Origin of the sequence: Streptomyces albospinus (genome assembly GCF_014648695.1) — a bacterium.
Lineage (GTDB): Bacteria > Actinomycetota > Actinomycetes > Streptomycetales > Streptomycetaceae > Streptomyces > Streptomyces albospinus.
Genome location: NZ_BMRP01000040.1, coordinates 1 through 17,511 on the forward strand (window position 1 = coordinate 1; position 17,511 = coordinate 17,511).

General features: G+C 72.4%; 16 protein-coding genes. 9 read left to right on the forward strand and 7 right to left on the reverse strand.

Going from position 1 to position 17,511, the window contains the following annotated elements:
• Positions 1-96 precede the first annotated feature (96 nt).
• Entirely contained in the window at positions 97-1,095 is a 999-nt protein-coding gene (locus tag IEZ17_RS33235; RefSeq protein WP_189306735.1) for a hypothetical protein, read from the reverse strand.
• 281 nt (positions 1,096-1,376) lie between these two features.
• Between IEZ17_RS33235 and IEZ17_RS33240 the strand changes: the two genes are divergently transcribed.
• Entirely contained in the window at positions 1,377-2,114 is a 738-nt protein-coding gene (locus tag IEZ17_RS33240) for a GbsR/MarR family transcriptional regulator (protein WP_189306737.1), read from the forward strand.
• 51 nt (positions 2,115-2,165) lie between these two features.
• Here the strand turns inward: IEZ17_RS33240 and IEZ17_RS33245 are convergent, their stop codons facing one another.
• Positions 2,166-2,795 carry an MmyB family transcriptional regulator gene (locus IEZ17_RS33245; RefSeq protein WP_308427738.1) on the reverse strand — a complete coding sequence of 210 codons (630 nt, stop codon included), beginning with the start codon at positions 2,793-2,795 and terminating at the stop codon, positions 2,166-2,168.
• 54 nt (positions 2,796-2,849) lie between these two features.
• Here IEZ17_RS33245 and IEZ17_RS33250 point away from each other — a divergent pair, with 54 nt between their 5' ends.
• The 4 genes from IEZ17_RS33250 (at position 2,850) to IEZ17_RS33265 (ending at position 6,917) form a co-directional block, all read left to right on the forward strand.
• Positions 2,850-3,530, forward strand: coding sequence for a TetR/AcrR family transcriptional regulator (locus IEZ17_RS33250; RefSeq protein WP_189306739.1), 681 nt, complete (start codon positions 2,850-2,852; stop codon positions 3,528-3,530).
• Between the two features lie 9 nt (positions 3,531-3,539).
• Positions 3,540-5,201, forward strand: coding sequence for an FAD-binding dehydrogenase (locus IEZ17_RS33255; protein ID WP_189306741.1), 1,662 nt, complete (start codon positions 3,540-3,542; stop codon positions 5,199-5,201).
• Positions 5,198-6,010, forward strand: a complete 813-nt coding sequence (locus IEZ17_RS33260) for an SDR family oxidoreductase (protein ID WP_189306743.1) — start codon at positions 5,198-5,200, stop codon at positions 6,008-6,010. The genes IEZ17_RS33255 and IEZ17_RS33260 overlap by 4 nt, the downstream gene beginning before the upstream one ends.
• A gap of 286 nt (positions 6,011-6,296) precedes the next feature.
• A complete protein-coding gene (locus IEZ17_RS33265; protein WP_189306745.1) occupies positions 6,297-6,917 on the forward strand; it encodes a TetR/AcrR family transcriptional regulator in 621 nt (206 codons plus the stop codon).
• A gap of 36 nt (positions 6,918-6,953) precedes the next feature.
• On the opposite strand, the gene IEZ17_RS33270 is transcribed toward IEZ17_RS33265, so the two are convergent.
• A complete protein-coding gene (locus tag IEZ17_RS33270) occupies positions 6,954-8,420 on the reverse strand; it encodes an aminopeptidase P family protein (protein WP_189306747.1) in 1,467 nt (488 codons plus the stop codon).
• A gap of 128 nt (positions 8,421-8,548) precedes the next feature.
• Positions 8,549-10,069, reverse strand: a complete 1,521-nt coding sequence (locus IEZ17_RS33275; RefSeq protein ID WP_229852871.1) for a PP2C family protein-serine/threonine phosphatase — start codon at positions 10,067-10,069, stop codon at positions 8,549-8,551.
• Positions 10,070-10,826: 757 nt separating this feature from the next.
• Between IEZ17_RS33275 and IEZ17_RS33280 the strand changes: the two genes are divergently transcribed.
• The gene (locus IEZ17_RS33280) at positions 10,827-11,537 is read left to right on the forward strand and encodes a bifunctional DNA primase/polymerase (RefSeq protein ID WP_189306751.1); all 711 of its coding nucleotides are present in this window, start codon (positions 10,827-10,829) and stop codon (positions 11,535-11,537) included.
• A gap of 240 nt (positions 11,538-11,777) precedes the next feature.
• Entirely contained in the window at positions 11,778-12,419 is a 642-nt protein-coding gene (locus IEZ17_RS33285; protein WP_189306753.1) for a hypothetical protein, read from the forward strand.
• Positions 12,420-12,655: 236 nt separating this feature from the next.
• On the opposite strand, the gene IEZ17_RS33290 is transcribed toward IEZ17_RS33285, so the two are convergent.
• Positions 12,656-13,624 carry a DUF5926 family protein gene (locus IEZ17_RS33290; protein WP_189306755.1) on the reverse strand — a complete coding sequence of 323 codons (969 nt, stop codon included), beginning with the start codon at positions 13,622-13,624 and terminating at the stop codon, positions 12,656-12,658.
• A 197-nt stretch (positions 13,625-13,821) separates the two neighbouring features.
• Positions 13,822-14,445, reverse strand: coding sequence for an ATP-binding protein (locus IEZ17_RS33295; RefSeq protein WP_229852872.1), 624 nt, complete (start codon positions 14,443-14,445; stop codon positions 13,822-13,824).
• On the opposite strand from IEZ17_RS33295, the gene IEZ17_RS43985 reads away from it, so the two are divergent.
• Positions 14,402-14,527 (forward strand): hypothetical protein, encoded by a 126-nt coding sequence (locus tag IEZ17_RS43985; RefSeq protein ID WP_268249877.1) that lies wholly within the window; start codon positions 14,402-14,404, stop codon positions 14,525-14,527. The genes IEZ17_RS33295 and IEZ17_RS43985 overlap by 44 nt on opposite strands.
• A gap of 58 nt (positions 14,528-14,585) precedes the next feature.
• On the opposite strand, the gene IEZ17_RS33300 is transcribed toward IEZ17_RS43985, so the two are convergent.
• On the reverse strand, positions 14,586-15,452 hold the full coding sequence (locus tag IEZ17_RS33300) for a glycerophosphodiester phosphodiesterase family protein (protein ID WP_189306759.1): 867 nt from the start codon (positions 15,450-15,452) through the stop codon (positions 14,586-14,588).
• A gap of 509 nt (positions 15,453-15,961) precedes the next feature.
• Here IEZ17_RS33300 and IEZ17_RS33305 point away from each other — a divergent pair.
• Positions 15,962-17,494 (forward strand): S1C family serine protease, encoded by a 1,533-nt coding sequence (locus tag IEZ17_RS33305; protein ID WP_189306760.1) that lies wholly within the window; start codon positions 15,962-15,964, stop codon positions 17,492-17,494.
• Positions 17,495-17,511 lie beyond the last annotated feature (17 nt).

The window sequence follows — 17,511 nt, forward strand, 5'->3', positions numbered from 1 at the left end:
ACTCGGCTGTACTGCAAGCGGTTTGAGATCTGCCTCGGCCGGTCCGCTCCGGGCCCCGGGTCCGGACCGGACCGGAGCGGTGGGCCGGCGAGGGGTTCAGCGGTAAGCCGACGGCAGGGGCTTCGCGTCCTTCGTGCCCGTGCGCCTGGCGGTGACGACGACTCGGGCGATCGCGATGGTCGTGATCAGCAGCACCGTGGCGAAGGCCGCGAGTGTCTCGGTGTCCGGGTGGATGAGGGACTGGCCGCGTCCGGCCTGCCAGGTCACCACGGCGACGAGCCCGCAGTAGCCGAGGGCGGCACTGCCGACCAGGCGGGCCTGTACCTGCTCGCTGCGCAGCCATGCCCGGTCGGCCGACAGGGCGCCCAGTACCACGACGAGTGCCAGCAGCACCTGGATGCCGTGCAGGGCGAAGAAGTGCGGGACACGGAAGTCGCCGCCGGTCACGCTCCAGTGGGTGAGGGGCATGCCGTTGCCGTCGGGGTCGCCGATGCCGTGGCCTTGATACATCGGTATGCGGGTGCCGTTGGCGTCGGTGACGGTGCGTGGGTGGATCTCGGTGACCATCCAGTAGACCGGGATGAGCATCCCGGCGAGCGTGAGGCCGATCCCGGCGCGGATCGCCCGGTTCAGCGCCGCGCTCCCGGTGCGCTGGATCAGCACGACGACGCCGATGACCAGTTGGGCGATCACGATGACCATCACGCCGAAGGTGAGGACCGGGGTCAGGGCCGTGGTGACCGGATCGGTCTGGTCGGCATTGAAGTGGCTGATGGTGCCACGGGCCGCCTGGACGGTGATGGCGCCGACCTCGGCGACCGAGGTCACCGCGAAGACGGTGCCGATCCACCGGGCCAGGCGCCTTCCCTTGTGCAGTTCGGCGAGCAGCCACGCCAGCGTTCCGGCGTAGAGGCCGAACGCGAAGCCGAACTTCAGCGGCTTGTACCAGACCGGCTCACCCAGCAGCGTCCGGCTGTCGACGGCCAGCCCTGCGCCGCAGACGAGGACGAGCCCGGCCATCAGGCCCGAGCAGACCATCAGGGGGCGGTGCCAGGTGCGCCAGGAGGTGCGCGCGAGGGCGAGCAAGGACGTCATCGGAATCCCATCCCAGGCAGCGATCAAGAGCCCGTTCCGGGGTCCCCGATCGCTTGGTCAGCGTTTATGTATTGCTGAACGCTAACTTGCATTCATGCATTCGTCAACGCTGGATGGCTCTCGATTCCCTTGTAAGCAGGGTGTGTTCTCGGAATATTGCAATGAGTGTATGGCTGAATGCAAGGATTCCTCGCTGCGACTTGCAATGAAGTGAGGGTGAACGTAAGACTGTCCAGCGACCCCGCATCCGTCGAACAGGCCAGAGCAGCAGGAGGCGCCCCGTGCCCGGAGGCAGGCTGACCCACCAGGACCGGCAGCAGATCGCCGAAGGACTGGCCGAAGGGCTCATCTACACCGAGATCGCCGGCCGCCTGGGCCGCCCGCTGTCCACCGTCACACGCGAAGTGAGCCGCAACGGCGGCCCCGACGGCTACCAGGCCGACCGGGCGCATCGGGCCGCCCAGGACCGCGCCCGCCGGCGTCGGCCGGCGCCGGCGCGTCAGGCGTCGCCGGACACCGACGCGCAGCGGCCCGCCCCGGACGCCGTCCAGGAACTGGAGGAGCAGTTCACCGCCGTCCTGATCGGCACCGGACTGCCCCGCATGACCGCCCGCGTGCTCACCAGCCTCTACCTCACCGACAGCGGCAGCCTCTCCGCCGCCGAACTCGTCCAGCGCCTCCAGGTCAGCCCCGCCTCCGTCTCCAAGGCCATCGGCCAGCTCGAACAGCAGGAACTCATCTGCCGCGAACGCGACCCCCGCCGGCGGCGCGACCGCTACGTGATCGACGCCGATGCCTGGTTCCGCGGCTGGATGGCCAGCGCCCGCCAGAACGCGGCTCTGGCCGACTTCGCCCGCGGCGGAGCCCGAACCCTCGGTACCGCCTCACCCGCCGGCGCCCGACTGCACGACATCGGCGAGTTCTTCGAGCACGTCGGCCGGGCCATGCGCCAGGCAGCCGAAAAATGGCAACAGGACCACGCCGCACAGCGAACGGCCCAGGACCGGCAGGGGCTTTGACGTGACAACGGGGCACCGCACCGCACCGCCCCGACAGCGTGGCGCGGTGGGTCAGCCGACGTGCGCGCCTTCCCCGGCCCAGGCGGCCGGCAACCGCGGCGCGGTGTCCGAGGGCGAGCCTTCCTCCGCGGTGTGGGCGATCAGGGTCTGGTCCGGGTCGTCCGGCAGGCGCAGGGTCTCGAAGCAGAGGTCCAGCGCGCCCACCACGGGATGCCGGTAGACGTAGCGCCCGTGGGTCTTGTCCTTGAGGCGGTGCTCCGACCGGAGCTCCTGGAACTCCGGGCCGGCGGCGGTGAGTTCGTCGATCAGCTCCGCCGTGTGCGGATCGTCGGGGTGGCGTGCGGCGTCGAGACGGAGGTAGGCGGCCACGTCACCGGCCTTGCCGCGCCAGTCGGCGTACAGGCTGCGCATCCCCTCGTCCAGGAAGACGAGGCGGGCCAGGTTCCGCTGCCGGGGAGGGAGCGCGCCGAATTCGGTGATCGATGCTGCCGCGAGGCGGTTCCAGGCCAGGACGTCGGTGTTGCGGCCGACGATGTACGCCGGGACGTCGGGCGTCGAGTCCAGGAGCGGCGCAGGCCCGGCCGTATCTGCTGCGGGCGGGGTGAGCCTTCGCCATGCCCCGGTGCCGGCCGGGGTGCCGGGCGGGCCAGCCGGTACAGGTGCTGTCCACTCCTTGTCGATACATCAGTGCATCGGATACGTTCATGTATCGAAAGCCGGACGAGGACGGGCCCGATGCCGACAACCCCTGAGCAGGCGAGCGCGCGGCACGCCGCCCCGCAGCGCGTCACCGCCCGCCGCGGCCGGACCCGGCGGCGGCTGCTGGACGCCGCGCTGGAGGTGTTCGCCGAGACCGGCTTCGGGCGGTCCACCGTCGAGCAGATCTGTGAGCGGGCGGGCTATACGCGCGGCGCGTTCTACTCCAACTTCGTCTCGTTGGACGAGCTGTTCCTCGCCATGTGGGAGGAGCGTTCGGCGCGCATGCTCGACGATCTGCGGGCGGCGCTGGCGGACGTCCCGTCGGCGCCCCCGCGGGAAGCGGTGCAGGCGGCGCTGGCGGCGATACCCGTCGAGGACGCCTGGTACCGGGTCTCGGCGGAGTTCACCGCGCACGCGCTGCGGAATCCGTCCCTCCGCGATGTCGTGGTCGCCCGCGAACAGGCCATCCAGGACACCGTGCTGCCCGTCGTGGTGGCCGCGCTGGAGCGGGCCGGCCGCCGGGTCGCCGATCCGGCCGCGCTCGGCCATGCCCTGGTCGCCGTCCACGACGGGACCGCCGTCCAGGTCCTGCTGGAGCCGGACGCCGCCGCCGTCCACGAGCGCCGCGCCGCGCTCTTCCTGAACGTGCTGGACGCCTACAGCACCCCCGCACCGCCCGACCGACCGCCCACCGCACCACCCACGTCACCGTCCTGAGGAGCCGTCATGAGCGACGACGCCGATGTCATCGTCGTAGGAGCCGGGCTCGCCGGCCTGGTCGCGACGTACGAACTGACCCGCGCGGGGCGCCGGGTGATCGTCGTCGACCAGGAGAGCGAGGCCAACCTGGGCGGCCAGGCGTTCTGGTCGCTGGGCGGGCTGTTCCTGGTCGACAGCCCGGAGCAGCGGCGGGTGGGCATCCGGGACTCCGCGGAGCTGGCGCTGGCCGACTGGCTGGACTCGGCGGGCTTCGACCGCGAGCGCGAGGACCACTGGCCGCGCCAATGGGCCCACGCCTACGTGGACTTCGCCGCCGGGGAGAAGCGCGACTATCTGTACCGGCTCGGGCTGCGGGTGACGCCTACCGTCGGCTGGGCCGAGCGCGGGGCGGGCACCGCGACCGGACACGGCAACTCCGTCCCCCGCTTCCACCTCACCTGGGGGACCGGGCCCGAGGTCGTCCGGGTGTTCGCCGAGCCGGTGCGGGCGGCGGCCGAGCGCGGGCTGGTGGTCTTCCGGCACCGGCACCGGGTCGACGAGCTGATCGTGGAGGACGGGGCCGCCGTCGGGGTGCGCGGGACGACGCTGGTGCCGTCGGACCGGCCGCGCGGGGTGGCGTCGTCGCGGGAGGCGGCGGGCGAGTTCGCGTTCCGGGCGCAGGCGGTGGTGGTCACCTCCGGCGGGATCGGCGGCAATCAGGAACTGGTCCGCAAGAACTGGCCGGTGGACCGGATCGGTCCGGTCCCCACGTCGATGATCACCGGGGTGCCCGCCTACGTGGACGGGCGGATGCTGGAGATCACCGAGGGCGCCGGCGGCTCGGTCGTCAACCGCGACAGGATGTGGCACTACACCGAGGGCATCAAGAACTGGGACCCGGTCTGGCCCGACCACGCCATCCGGATCATCCCCGGCCCGTCGTCGCTGTGGCTGGACGCGACCGGGCGGCGGCTGCCCGCCCCCCTCTTCCCCGGGCACGACACGCTCGCCACCCTGCGCCACATCGTGCACACCGGGCACGACCACACCTGGTTCGTACTGACCCGGGCGATCGTGGAGAAGGAGTTCGCGCTGTCGGGGTCCGAGCAGAACCCGGACATCACGGGCAAGGACCTCAAGCTCGCGCTGTCGCGGGTGAAGAAGGGGGCGCCGGGCCCCGTCCAGGCGTTCCTCGACCGGGGCGAGGACTTCGTCGTACGGCGGACCCTGCGGGAGCTGGTCGCCGGGATGAACGCGCTGGAACCCTCAACCCCTCTGGATTTCGCGCGGGTTGAGCGGGAGGTGGTGGCCCGGGACCGGGCGGTGGGGCATGCCTTCTCCAAGGACCTCCAGCTGATGGCGGTGCGCAACGCGCGGGAGTACTGGCCGGACCGGCTCACCCGGGTCGCCAAACCGCACCGCCTGCTCGACCCGGCGCACGGCCCGCTGATCGCGGTACGGCTGCATCTGCTGACCCGCAAGACGCTGGGCGGGCTGGAGACCACCCTCGATGCGCAGGTGGTGCGGCCGGACGGGTCGGTCTTCGACGGACTGTACGCGGCGGGCGAGGTCGCCGGATTCGGCGGCGGCGGGGTGCACGGCTACAACGCGCTGGAGGGCACCTTCCTGGGCGGCTGCATCTTCTCCGGCCGGGCGGCCGGGCGCGCGCTCGCCCGGAGCCTGGCGTGACCGGGGCGCCGGCGACCGGCCGGACCGCTCTGGTGACGGGCGCCTCCTCCGGAATCGGGGCGGCGGTGGCGGCGGCGCTGGTCGCCCGCGGCTACCGCGTGCTGGGCACCAGCCGCGACCCGTCGGCGGTCCGCGCGCCCGTCCCCGGCGTCTCCTACCTCGCGCTGGACCTCACCGACGAGGCCGCCATCGCGGCGTGCGCCGCCGCCGCGGGCCCGGTCGACGTACTGGTCAACAACGCCGGCGAGAGCCAGAGCGGCCCCTTCGAGGAGCTGCCCATGGAGGCGGTGCGGCGGCTCTTCGAGCTGAACGTCTTCGGCGCGGTGCGGCTCAGCCAGCTCGTGCTGCCCGGCATGCGCGAACGCGGCTTCGGCAGGGTGGTCATGGTCGGCTCGATGCTGGCCAGCTTCCCGCTCGCCTACCGCTCCTCGTACGTGGCGTCCAAGGCCGCCCTCAAGGGCTTCGCGAGCGCCGCCCGCCGCGAGGTCGCCCCGTACGGCGTGGCCGTCACCACCGTCGAACCGGGGTCGATCGCCACCGGCATCAGCGAGCGGCGGACCCAGTACCTCGCCGCCGACTCGCCGTTCGCGGACGGCTACCGCACGATGCTGGCCGCCCTGAACGCCAACGAGGCGAACGGGATCTCCGCCGCCACCGTCGCCGCGACCGTCCTCAAGGCGATCGAGGCCGCCCGCCCGAAGCCGCACTACGCGGTCGGCAGCAACGCCCCCGTGGTCTTCCTGCTCCGCCGGCTGCTGTCCGACGGAGCGGTGGAGCGGATGGTGGCGCGGCGGCACGGGCTGCGCTGAGCGGCGGCGGCCGGTCGCCCCTCTCAGGCCGGGCGGACATCAGCAACCCGGAAGACCATCGGGAGTGGCTGGAAATCGCCCTTGAAAGCTGGTGGGCAGCGCGGTCTCGTGGTGGGAGGACCTCCCCCGCGGCGTCCCCTTTTCCAGCGAGACCAGCGCGCACCAGGATTAACGCGAACTTGCTCGCGTTTATCTTTGTCGGACAATACTTGGCCTGAACCCGCACTGCAATCCGCACTACGGACCGCACTACGGACCGCACTACGCACCGCACAACGGAGCCGCCGTGACGACCGCGCACCACCCCCCGGGCGAGACCCGCCCCGGAGGCCGGACGGCCCGTACCCGTCAGGCCGTACTCGACGCCGTCTTCGCGGAGTTGGGCGAGGGCGGCTTCGCCACGCTCACCATGGAGCGGGTCGCCCAGCGCTCGGGGGTCCACCTCGCGACGCTCTACCGCCGGTGGCGCGGCATCGAGGGACTGGTCTGCGAGCTGCTCACCGATCTGAGCGGGAGCGTCCCGCTGCCGGACACCGGCACCCTCCCCGGCGACCTGCACGCACTGGCCCGCGCGATAGCGGCGTTCTACGGGGACCCCCGGATGCGCAGCCTGATCGAGGCGGTGGTCGCCGCCGCGGCCCGCGATCCGCAGGCGGCCACCGCGCTGCGGGACTTCTTCGACGAGCGGCTGGGGCTGGCCGGCGCGATGGTGGAGCGCGGCATCGCCCGCGGCGAACTGCCCGCGGACACCGACCCGAAGGCCGTCATGGCGGCCCTCGGCGCACCCTTCTACTACCGGATCCTGATCGAACGCCACCCCGTGGACCCCGACCTCGGGGAGTCCGCGGCGACCGCCACCTGGGCGGCGGCACAGGCGGGCGCGTACCGCACGAAGAACGGCGCGTAGGGGCGGGCCACCACCCCTACGCGCCGCATGACGGGCCTACTTGCCGAGCAGCCCGGCCATCCACGCCTCGACCTCGTCCGACCGGCGCGGCAGCGCCGCCGACAGGTTGCGGTTGCCGTCCTCCGTCACCAGGAGGTCGTCCTCGATCCGGACGCCGATGCCGCGGTACTCCTCCGGGACGGTCAGGTCGTCCGCCTGGAAGTACAGACCCGGCTCGACGGTCAGCACCATGCCGGGCTCCAGCGTGCCGTTGACGTACGCCTCGGTACGGGCCGCGGCGCAGTCGTGGACGTCCAGGCCGAGCATGTGGCCGGTGCCGTGCAGCGTCCAGCGGCGCTGGAGACCCAGCTCCAGGACGCGCTCGACCGGTCCCTCGACCAGGCCCCACTCGACCAGCTTCTCGGCGAGCACCCGCTGCGCCGCGTCGTGGAAGTCGCGGTAGGCGGCGCCCGGCTTGACCGCCGCGATGCCCGCCTCCTGGGCCTCGTACACCGCGTCGTAGATCTTGCGCTGGAGGTCGGTGTACCGGCCGTTGATCGGCAGGGTGCGGGTGACGTCCGCGGTGTAGAGGGTGGTGGTCTCCACGCCCGCGTCCAGCAGCAGCAGCTCGCCGGAGCGGACCGCGCCGTCGTTGCGGACCCAGTGCAGGGTGGTGGCGTGCGGCCCGGCGGCGCAGATGGAGCCGTAGCCGATGTCGTTGCCCTCGACGCGGGCGCGCAGGAAGAAGGTGCCCTCGATGTAGCGCTCGCTGGTCGCCTCGGCCCTGTCCAGGACCTTGACGACGTCCTCGAAGCCGCGCACGGTCGAGTCCACGGCCTTCTGGAGCTCGCCGATCTCGAACTCGTCCTTGACCGCCCGTGCTTCGGAGAGATACACCCGCAGCTCTTCGTCGCGCTCCGCGGTCACCTTGTCGCGCAGCGCCTCCTGGACCCCGGCGTCATGGCCGCGGACGACGCGGACCGGGCCGGTGGCCTCCTTGAGCGCGCCGGTCAGCTCCCGGACGTCCTTGCAGGCGACGCCCAGCAGCGCCGCGGACTCGCTCAGGCCGTGCCGGCGGCCCACCCACAGCTCGCCCATTCCGTTCAGCCAGAACTCGCCGTTCTCGCGGTTCGAGCGGGGCAGCCGGTAGATCGTCGCGTCGTGGCCGTCGGCCCCGTCGCGGGGCTCCAGGACGAGGACGCTGTCATCGGTCTGGTCGCCGGTGAGGTAGACGTACTCCGTCGAGGCGCGGAAGGCGTACTCGGTGTCGTTGGAGCGGGTCTTGAGGTTGCCCGCCGGGATCACCAGGCGCTCGCCGGGGAAGCGGGCGGACAGCGCCGCGCGGCGGCGGGCGGCGTTCGGCGCCTGCTCGATCGGCTGTAGGTCGCGCAGCTCGGTGTCGGCCCAGCCGCTTTTCATGTTCGCCGCGAGCTCGTCCGATACGCCCGGGTACAGGCCGTTCTTGCGCTGCTTGATCGGCTGCTCTTCCTCGTCCGGGGTCTCCGGCGTGAGCTCGTCGGTCACCATGCCTCCTTTTAAGGATTTCAAGACTGAACCGCATTCCATCGTAAGTGCGTACGGAAAACCGTCCAGAGGCATGAAGGTGTGACTTCTCCGGCATTGTGGCCTTGGGATGCCCGGCTGCGTGGCCGCTACTCCTCGAAATGTGCCGCGAGCAGCACCACATCCTCCTCCGAGGAGGGGTCGTCCAGCCCCTGGGGCAGCATCACCCGCAGGATGTGGTCGACGACCGCCTCCGGGTCGTGCCGGATCGCCCGGGGTACGCCCGCGGCTGCGGAGTGCAGCCGGGCGAAGGCGCGGTCCATGGGCTCGCCGGTGCGGTGCAGCAGCCCGTCGCTGTAGAGGAGCAGGGTCTCGCCGGGGGCCGGTTCGATCTCCACGCTGGGCGCCTCCCAGCAGGCCAGCATGCCCAGCGGCGCGGACAGCGAGGTCTCCACGAACTCGGTCCGCAGATCGCCGAGGATCACCGGCGGGCAGTGCCCGGCCCCGGCCAGCAGCAGCTTGCGAGGGGCGGGCCCCCCGACACCGTCGACCCCGTCCGGCAGCACGGCCGCGGGCGCCGCGCCCGGCGGCTCGCTGAAGGCGAACAGCGCGGTGGCGCTGCGGGCGGGCTCGGTCAGCCGCATCAGCAGTTCGAGATCGGAGAGCACCGCGACCGGGTCCTCGCCCTCCATGACGGCGTAGGCGCGCAGCGACGCCCGCAGCCGTCCCATGGCGGCCACCGCGCTCGGCCCGGACCCGGTGACCGAGCCGACGGCCAGGCCCAGCGCGCCGTCCGGCAGCGGCAGCGCGTCGTACCAGTCGCCGCCGCCGCGCGGCCCGGTGCCGTGCCGCACCGCCAGCCGCACGCCCGGGATCCGCGGCAGCCGGCTGGGCAGCAGCTCCGCGCGCAGCGTGCGGGCGGCCCGCCGGCTGCGGTGGAGCTCCAGGAGCCGGGCGAGGTGCTCGGAGGCGTGGGTGCGGTAGAGGCCGACGAGATGGCGCTGGCGTTCGCTGGGCTCGGCGGGCTCGTCGTAGAGCCAGACCGCGGCGCCGGTCCGGCCGACGGGGTCGGCGGTGAGCGATACGGCGTAACTGGCGGCGTATCCGAGGCGCGCGGCGACCTCGCGGAGGCGGGGGTCGAGGTCCTTCTCGCCGGGGATGTCCGGTTCGGCGATCTCGGTACACGCGCCCGGCCCGGTGTCGTCGCCGGGCTCGGGGAGGCCGTCCAGTATCCGCGCGTACGACAGCGCGCGGCGCGGCACGGTCTCGATGTGGCCGATCTCGGCGTGGCCCAGGCCGAGGCCGACGGTGGTTTCGGGGCCGAGCCCGTCGGCCGGCGCCAGCACGACCAGTCCGCGGCGCGCGCCGACGAGCGCGGCGCCGGCCCGCAGGAGTTCGTGGAGGGCGTCCTCCAAGGTGCGGGTGCGGGCGAGCTGTTCGGTGAGGTCGTGCAGGGTGCTGAGGTCGGAGATCCAACCGGCCAGTCGGTCCTGTACGGCGGCGATCCGGTCGACGGAGGAGAGGTCGGGGGAGCCGTCCCGGGGGGTGTGCGCGGAGGCGTCGGACGGGCTGTCAGAAGAGCTGTCGGCAGAGGTGTCAGCAGGGTTGTTCGTCGCGCGCGGGTCGCTAGTGTGCGCGGGAGCGGGGAGAGCTGGTTCGATTCCAGCCACTTTCGGTACGTGTGGGGCGCTCATGGCCGACAACCCACGTCGTGCCAGACGAAACCCCAGGTCAGGCCGCAGATTCGTAGGGAGTGCGGCAATTCGTTGAGTGATGTTGTGCGGTACGTTTGGCCGCTCAATTTCCTCAATAGCATCGCAAACCCCCATGTCATGCTGCTCCGCTATCAATGCCTCCACATGTACACGCACCGGTGATGTGATGTCCAGCATTGTCCCGATGGGGTTTGTGGTGTCAACGAGGTCTGTAGATTGGCCTGAAAACAGCCCCCCGAGCGTCAATTTGAGGTCGACTGACGGCGATCAACAGCGCGTCATATCCACCGTGGCGGGTACGTACTCGGAGAGGTGCCGGGCCAGTTGGGGCCGCACCGGAACTCTCCGGCGGGCACCGGCGTCCTATACGGCGACGACCGCGACGCACTCCCTGGTGGCGGGATGGCACTCAGGAAGCGCAAGCGCCATGCGCGCGCCACCCCCCGCCACGTTCCACGCTCGGCGTACGGCGTGATGCGCTGCCTCGTACACGGGGTGACCAGAGATCCACGTGTGGTGATCGATGCGCGAACGACCTCCGGGTCGCACAACCAGGTCGGCCGACCGAACCGCACGACCCAGGCCGCAGCACGACGACGTACCGGCCTGAAGCAGCACAACGGCATGTGAACGGCATGCGCAACGGTGCCCAGGCACCGGCATGCAGTGCGATGGACCAGCCCTCGGCGTTTACGGAAAGGAACGAGCGCTCATGCGCGAGATCCTCGGAAGGCGACGCAAGCCCCTGTTCCGGCGCAGCGGCAGGTCGGCGCTGCTCGGCGCGGCGCTCCACTGCGCCACCGAGTGGCAATGGCCCGTACTCCCGGGTGTGGGGCTCCGGCCCGCCGGCCGCCCGTCGGGCGGCGCCCGGCTCGGCCTCGGCGAGCGGGCCGCCCGCCGGTGCAGCTGCCCCGACCCGGACTGCGCGGTGCCCGGCGCGCACCCCTTCGACCCCGGCCTGCTGGCGGCCACCACCGATGCCCGGATGGTGCGGTGGTGGTGGGCCAACCGCCCGGATGCCCCGATCGTCCTCGCCACCGGGGGCCGCGCGCCGTGCGCGGTCAGCCTCCCGGCCGTCGCCGGGGCCCGCGCGCTGGCCGCCCTGGACCACTTCGGCGTGCGCACCGGCCCCGTGGTGGCCACCCCCACCCGCTGGTCACTGCTCGTATCGCCGTACGGGCTACCGGAGTTGGGCGAGCTGCTGCACTCCCAGGACTGGGTGCCCAGCTCGCTGCGCTTCCACGGCGAGGGCGGCTATCTGGTGCTCCCGCCCTCTCCGACCGGCGCCGGGAAGGTCCGCTGGGAGCGCCCGCCGGCCGCCACCCCGGCCGCGCCCTGGCTGCCGAAGGTGGCCACGATCGTCGACGCGCTGGTCATGGCGAGCACCGGCACGCCGGACGGCGGCAGCCGGCTCGCGTACTGAGCGGAGGTCGTACGGGGACGCCGGGTGGCCGGAAGGCGGGCGGATCCGATTCATCCGTACGGGTGTGAGGGGCCCGGCCGACTACGGAAAATGGGTGTGCGGGCACCTGGTGCCACCCCCGCGGCCCGATAGGTTCGGCGCACCGTCCGGCAGTGCCGACGGCATTTTCTTCACTTTCTTCACCTGCCTCGCCGTCCTGTGCGTTCACCGCATCCCTCGTATCTCTCGCAAGTGGGTCCCATGCAGCGTGCGCGGATTCTCCGCCTCACCGGGCTCGCCGGCACCGCCGTGCTCGCCCTCGTCGTTCCTCTGGCCGCCGCGACGGCGGGCCCGGTGGATACGTTCCTCACCTCGGACGCACCGGGCGCCTCCGCGGAACGGCCCGCCGGGAAGGCCGCATCGGCCGATACCGGGGCAGGGCATGCCAAGACCGCCCGGCGGGCCGGTGCGCCCCGGGGCCCCGCCGACCCGCTCGCCGACCTCGGCCTCCCGCTCCTCTCCGGCGCCCGCACCACCCACTGCGGCCCCGAACTCACCGCCCCGCAGGGCGTCACGGCCCAGACCTGCGTCCTCGCCGAGAACGGGCGGACCTGGGGGCGCACGTACTACCGCAACACGACGGGTGAAGACCTGCGCGCCGTGTTGACGCTGCTGCGGCCGGACGGCCGGACGGTCCAGGTGAACTGCGAGGTGCCGGCGGGCGATGCGCCGGGCGTCTGTGAGACGCCGAGCGGCGCGACGGTGCGCAAGGCGGGGCTCCTGTACGGAGCGGTGGCGGAGATCTCCGATGCGGCGGGGGAGCGGCTGCTGCTGCGCTCCGGCGGCAACTCGGCGCCGGGCGGCGGGGATTCGGGGCCGGGCGGGACGGGCGGGGGGCGCTGACGGCCGCGGCCGGCGCCCGGGAAGATCGTCCGGCGCCGGGCATGGAAGCGCCCGGTCGCTGGCGACGGGGGATGCACCAGCGACCGGGCTTCTAGAACCGTAACAAGAGATCGGCGGTTCGCAAATTCGATCGTGGAATTCCGGACGCCGATTTACCGGTAGGTACCGGGAGTTGCGCCGGGCGCTGTGACGGGTGTCACTTCCAAGATCGCTTCGTCGTCACCGCCGCGTCACTGTCAGCTCAGGGTGACCTGACGGTTGGTGAGGCCGCCGCGCGACCGGCGCTCCTCCGGGGTCAGCGGGGTGTCCGTGGCGAGTGCCTTGGCCAGCCGCTCCTCGAAGGCCGCGGCCGGTCCGGCGACGTCCTCGGCGCTCATGGAGGACGGCAGGTCCCAGACCGGGACGACCAGGCCGTGGGCGCGGAAGGAGCCGACCAGCCGGGTGCCCTCGCCCAGCGAGGCGGTGCCGGCCGCGTGCAGCCGGGCGAGCGCGTCGAGCAGCTTCTCCTCCGGGTACGAGGTGACCCAGCGCAGGTGGTTCTTCTCCGGGGCCTCGCACCAGTACGCGCCCTCCAGACCCGGGATCCGGGCGGTCGGGATGGCCGCGGCGTTGGCCCGTTCCAGAGAGGCGGCGACCTCGCCGGTGGCGTTCTCGGCGTTCTCCACCCAGAACTCGAAGCCGGTGTGGACGGTCGGCTCAAAAGGTGCGCCCAGGTCGAGCAGATCCTGGAGCCGCGGCCCGTCGGCGGCGGCCCGCCCGGCGGTGACCGGATTGCCCGGCTCGGTGGTCAGCGCGCGCTGGAGGGTGTCGGCGAGGTCCCGGCTGATGTCCCCCGAGGCGGTGTCGTTCTGGAGGCCGAGCAGCACCGCGCCGTTGTCCCGGCGCAGCGCGGGCCAGGCCATCGGGAGCACGGTGGCCAGCGTCACCGAGGGCACGCCCTCCGGGAGCCCGCCCTTCAGCGTCAACTCGGCCGTGGCGGCGGGCACCAGCTCGCGCAGCGCCACCCAGTCGCACTCACCGGGCAGCCCCTCGAAGGGCCGCTGGACGAGCTCGGTGGCGGCATGTGCCGCCTGCCGCCCGTGACATGCCTTGTAACGGCGGCCGGAACCACACGGGCAGGGTTCCCGGGCGCCGACCACGGGCACCTCGCCGCCCTTGAACTGTGCTGCGGCGGCCTGCGGCTGGGGACGGCGTTTCTTGGCCATGGCGACGGTGTCTCTCCTGGTCGATCCTGCACGTACGGACGCGTTTCGGCGCGAGCCTAGAGGATCGCGTACGAAGGTGCGGTGCAGGCGCCGACCGGGTGCGGCGTGCCGCGATCGCGGCAGCCCTGCCGCCGTGTCGGCCCGGTGCGTCGGCTCGCCGCGCCGTCACACCGGCGCGGCGGCGGGCCGGATCGCCGTCACGTCAGATCGTCGAAGTCCGGGAACGCCAGGCCCGGAGTCCCGTTCGGGCGCAGGGCGTTGTGGCCGTTCCGGTTCGTCCCGTTCTTCCGGAGCGAGAGCGGGAGATCGGTTGTCAGGTCCACGCGCGTAGCGAAAGCGCCCTGAAGGGAGAGTGCCGCCCAGACCGTCACCTCGCCGGGCGCGGTGTCGCGCACGCCCCAGTCCTTGGCGAGCGAGCGGATGATCGCCAGGCCCCGGCCGCCGCGCGCGGTGACCGAAGGAGTGGCCGGAACCGGGCGGGTCGGACCGCCGCCGTCGGTGACCGCGACGGTCAACCGGCCCTGGCCGTCGATGCGCCAGGAGGCGCGGACGCATGCGTACGGTGCGTTCCGGGACGGTTCCCGGGCGGCGTCCGGTGCGGACTCCGGCGACCGGTCCTCGTATATCGGACGCGCATGCCGGCACGCATTGCTCAGCAGTTCCGAAAGGACCAGGACCGCGTCATCGACGACGGTGTCCTGAACTCCACTTGCCAACAGCTCTTCTCGCATGCGTCGCCTGGCCATGCCCACACCCGCTGGACCATGAGGTACGGCCATGATCGACGACGTCGGCACCTCTTGTGCCACCACCAACGCCACCCCCGAGACCTCCTTTGCCCCACGCCACGGGATGAATGCCCCAATGGACTGGACCGGAAACCGGCCAATCGGCACGCGGTGACGCACTCGATACCGGCATATACGGGCCGAATGCGCCGGAGCACACCCTGTGATGAGCCCTACCCAAGGCCCAGTTGGCTTCGTACCTCTTTGGGCCGGTTCGTAATGACCGCGTCCACGCCCAACTCCTGGCACAGTTCGACATCGGACGGGTCGTTGACCGTCCAGACGTGGACCTGGTGGCCCGCACGGTGGGCCTTGGCGACGTATTCGGGGTGCGCGCGCAGGATGCGGACGCCGGGGCCCGCGATGCCCACACCGGGCGGCAGCCGGCCGTCGCGGTGGCGCGGGGTGAGGAATTGCATCAGGTAGACGCCGGGGATGTCGGGCGCCGCGGCCCGTACGCGGTGCAGCGAGCGCGCCGAGAAGCTCATGACCCGGACCTGCGGGGTCCAGTCGGCGCCGGTGGCCGGTTTCGTGTGGCCGAAGCGGGCGAGCAGTTCCACCAGCCGCTCCTCCACCTGTCCGGCCCAGCGCGTCGGATGTTTGGTCTCGATGGCCAATTCGACCCGCCGGTCCGCGTCCGCGACCAGTTCCAGCAGCCGCTCCAGCGTCAGTACGGACGTCCGCTCGGGGTCGTCGGTCTGCCGGTCCGGCTCCTCGGTCGGGTCCACGGCCCGGCCCGCCGCCTCCAGGTCGTCCTTCCAGGACCCGAAGTCGAGCGCCGCGAGATCGGCCAGTTCCAGCGCGGAGACCGCGCCGCGTCCGTTGGACGTGCGGTTCACCCGCCGGTCGTGCACGCAGACCAGATGGCCGTCCGCGGTCAGCCGGACATCGCACTCCAGGGCGTCCGCCCCGGCCTCGATCGCCTTGCGGTAGGCGGCCAGGGTGTGCTCCGGCGCGTCTTCGGAGGCGCCGCGATGGGCGATGACGGAAATGGCGGGACGACCCGGACGGACGTCCTGGGCGGGGCGTGCATAGGTCACCGCGTTATCGTGCCATCCGCCGCGCCGGGCCCGCCCGCCCGTACGGTCCCCGCCTGCCCGTACGCGACCACGGGTGCTTTTTCGCCGAGTGTCCTCGCAGAATGTCGTTGATACCGGCAATGCCCACAATGACCGTGATGACCGTGATGTCGATTACATCGCTGATGGGGGCAATGCAGGCAATGCCGGCACTTCGGTACGTCTGGCGTAAAGGGTGGGAGGCAAGTCACAGGCTCGGCTTACGGTGCTCTGACGGGCAATGGGAAAGGCTGGGACGGAGACTCGGCTGTGCTGGTCGGAGCGCCGTTCCGGCGCTGCCGCGCCGGGGGCGGGCCGGGCGATCGGGGCCCGGCACGGGCTCAGGACGCCGGTCCGTGCGCACGGACCGGGAAAGACGGGGGCGGACGGCCGGGACTCGCCCGGAGCGGCGGGATCCCGGATGCTGGAGTACCGGACTCCGGTCCCCCGGACCAGAAGGGCCGTGAAGCAAGCTGACTGAGGAGAGAGCTGTGAGCACCGAGAACGAGGGAGCCCGCGTCCCGTCGGAGGCCGAGCCGCCGACCGGGTCGCAGCCGGACAGCGCCCCCGCGTCCGCCTCCGGCGACCGGACTCAGGACGCCCCGCCCGCCCCGGCCACGTCGCCCGCGGCGCCCCCGCCGCCGGACTTCGCACCGCAGGCCGGCGGGCCCGAGGGCGCCGGCCCGGCCGACCAGGACCGTACGCAGCAACTGCCGCCGACGCCCGCCGGCCCCCCGGCGCAGCCCCACGAGCCGCCGCAGCCGCCCGGCGCCCAGGGCGCTCCGCTGCCCCCGCCCCCCACCCCGTACGCCGCGGCCGGGCACGGTGCGGCGGGCGGCGGCTGGGGACAGCCCCCGCAGGGCGGCGACCCCTGGGCCGCGCCCGGCGCGTACCCGGCGGCCCCGAAGCGCAACGGCGGCTTCGTCGCCGCCCTGCTGGTCGCCGCGCTGGTCGCGGGCGGTGTCGGCGGCGGCGTGGGCTACTGGGCCGCGAGCCGCAACGACAACGCCTCGACGACGGTCTCCTCGTCCGGCGACTCCGAGGCGCTGAACCGCAAGCCCACCTCCGTCTCCGGGATAGCGCAGCGGGCGCTGCCCAGCGTCGTCACGATCGAGGCGCAGGGCGCCAGCGGCGACGGCGGCACCGGCACCGGCTTCGTCTACGACAAGCAGGGCCACATCCTCACCAACAACCACGTCGTCGCCAGTGCGGCCGGCGGCGGCCGGCTGACCGCGACGTTCTCCAACGGCAAGAAGTACGACGCCGAGGTCATCGGCCACGCCCAGGGCTACGACGTCGCCGTCATCAAGCTCAAGAACGCCTCGGGCGCCACGCTCAACCCGCTCCCGCTCGGCAAGTCCGCCAATGTGCAGGTCGGCGACGCCACGATCGCGATCGGCGCACCGTTCGGCCTGTCCGGCACGGTCACCACCGGCATCGTCAGCGCCAAGGACCGCCCGGTGGCCTCCAGCGACGGCGGCGGCACCAGCGCCTCGTACATGAGCGCCCTCCAGACGGACGCCTCGATAAACCCCGGTAACTCCGGCGGCCCGCTGCTGGACGCCGGCGGCAACGTCATCGGCATCAACTCCGCCATCCAGTCGGCCGGGAACAGCGGCGGCCTGGGCGGCGACCAGCAGTCCGGCAGCATCGGCCTGGGCTTCGCGATCCCCATCGACCAGGCGAAGCGGGTCGCCCAGGACCTGATCAGGACGGGCCAGCCGGTCTATCCCCAGATAGGCGTCCAGGTCGGCATGAAGGAGAGCGGCGACGGCGCGACCATCGCCCAGACCGGCAACAGCGGCTCCGACTCGGTCACCCCGAACGGCCCGGCCGCCAAGGCGGGGCTCCAGCCGGGCGACACCATCACCAAGCTCGACAGCACCATCATCGACAGCGGCCCGACCCTCATCAGCGAGATCTGGCAGCACAAGCCCGGCGACCACGTCACCCTCACCTACAAGCGCGGCGGCAAGGAGCACACCGCCCAGGTCACCCTGGGCCAGCGCACGGGCGACAAGTGACGCGCTAGTCTGATCCC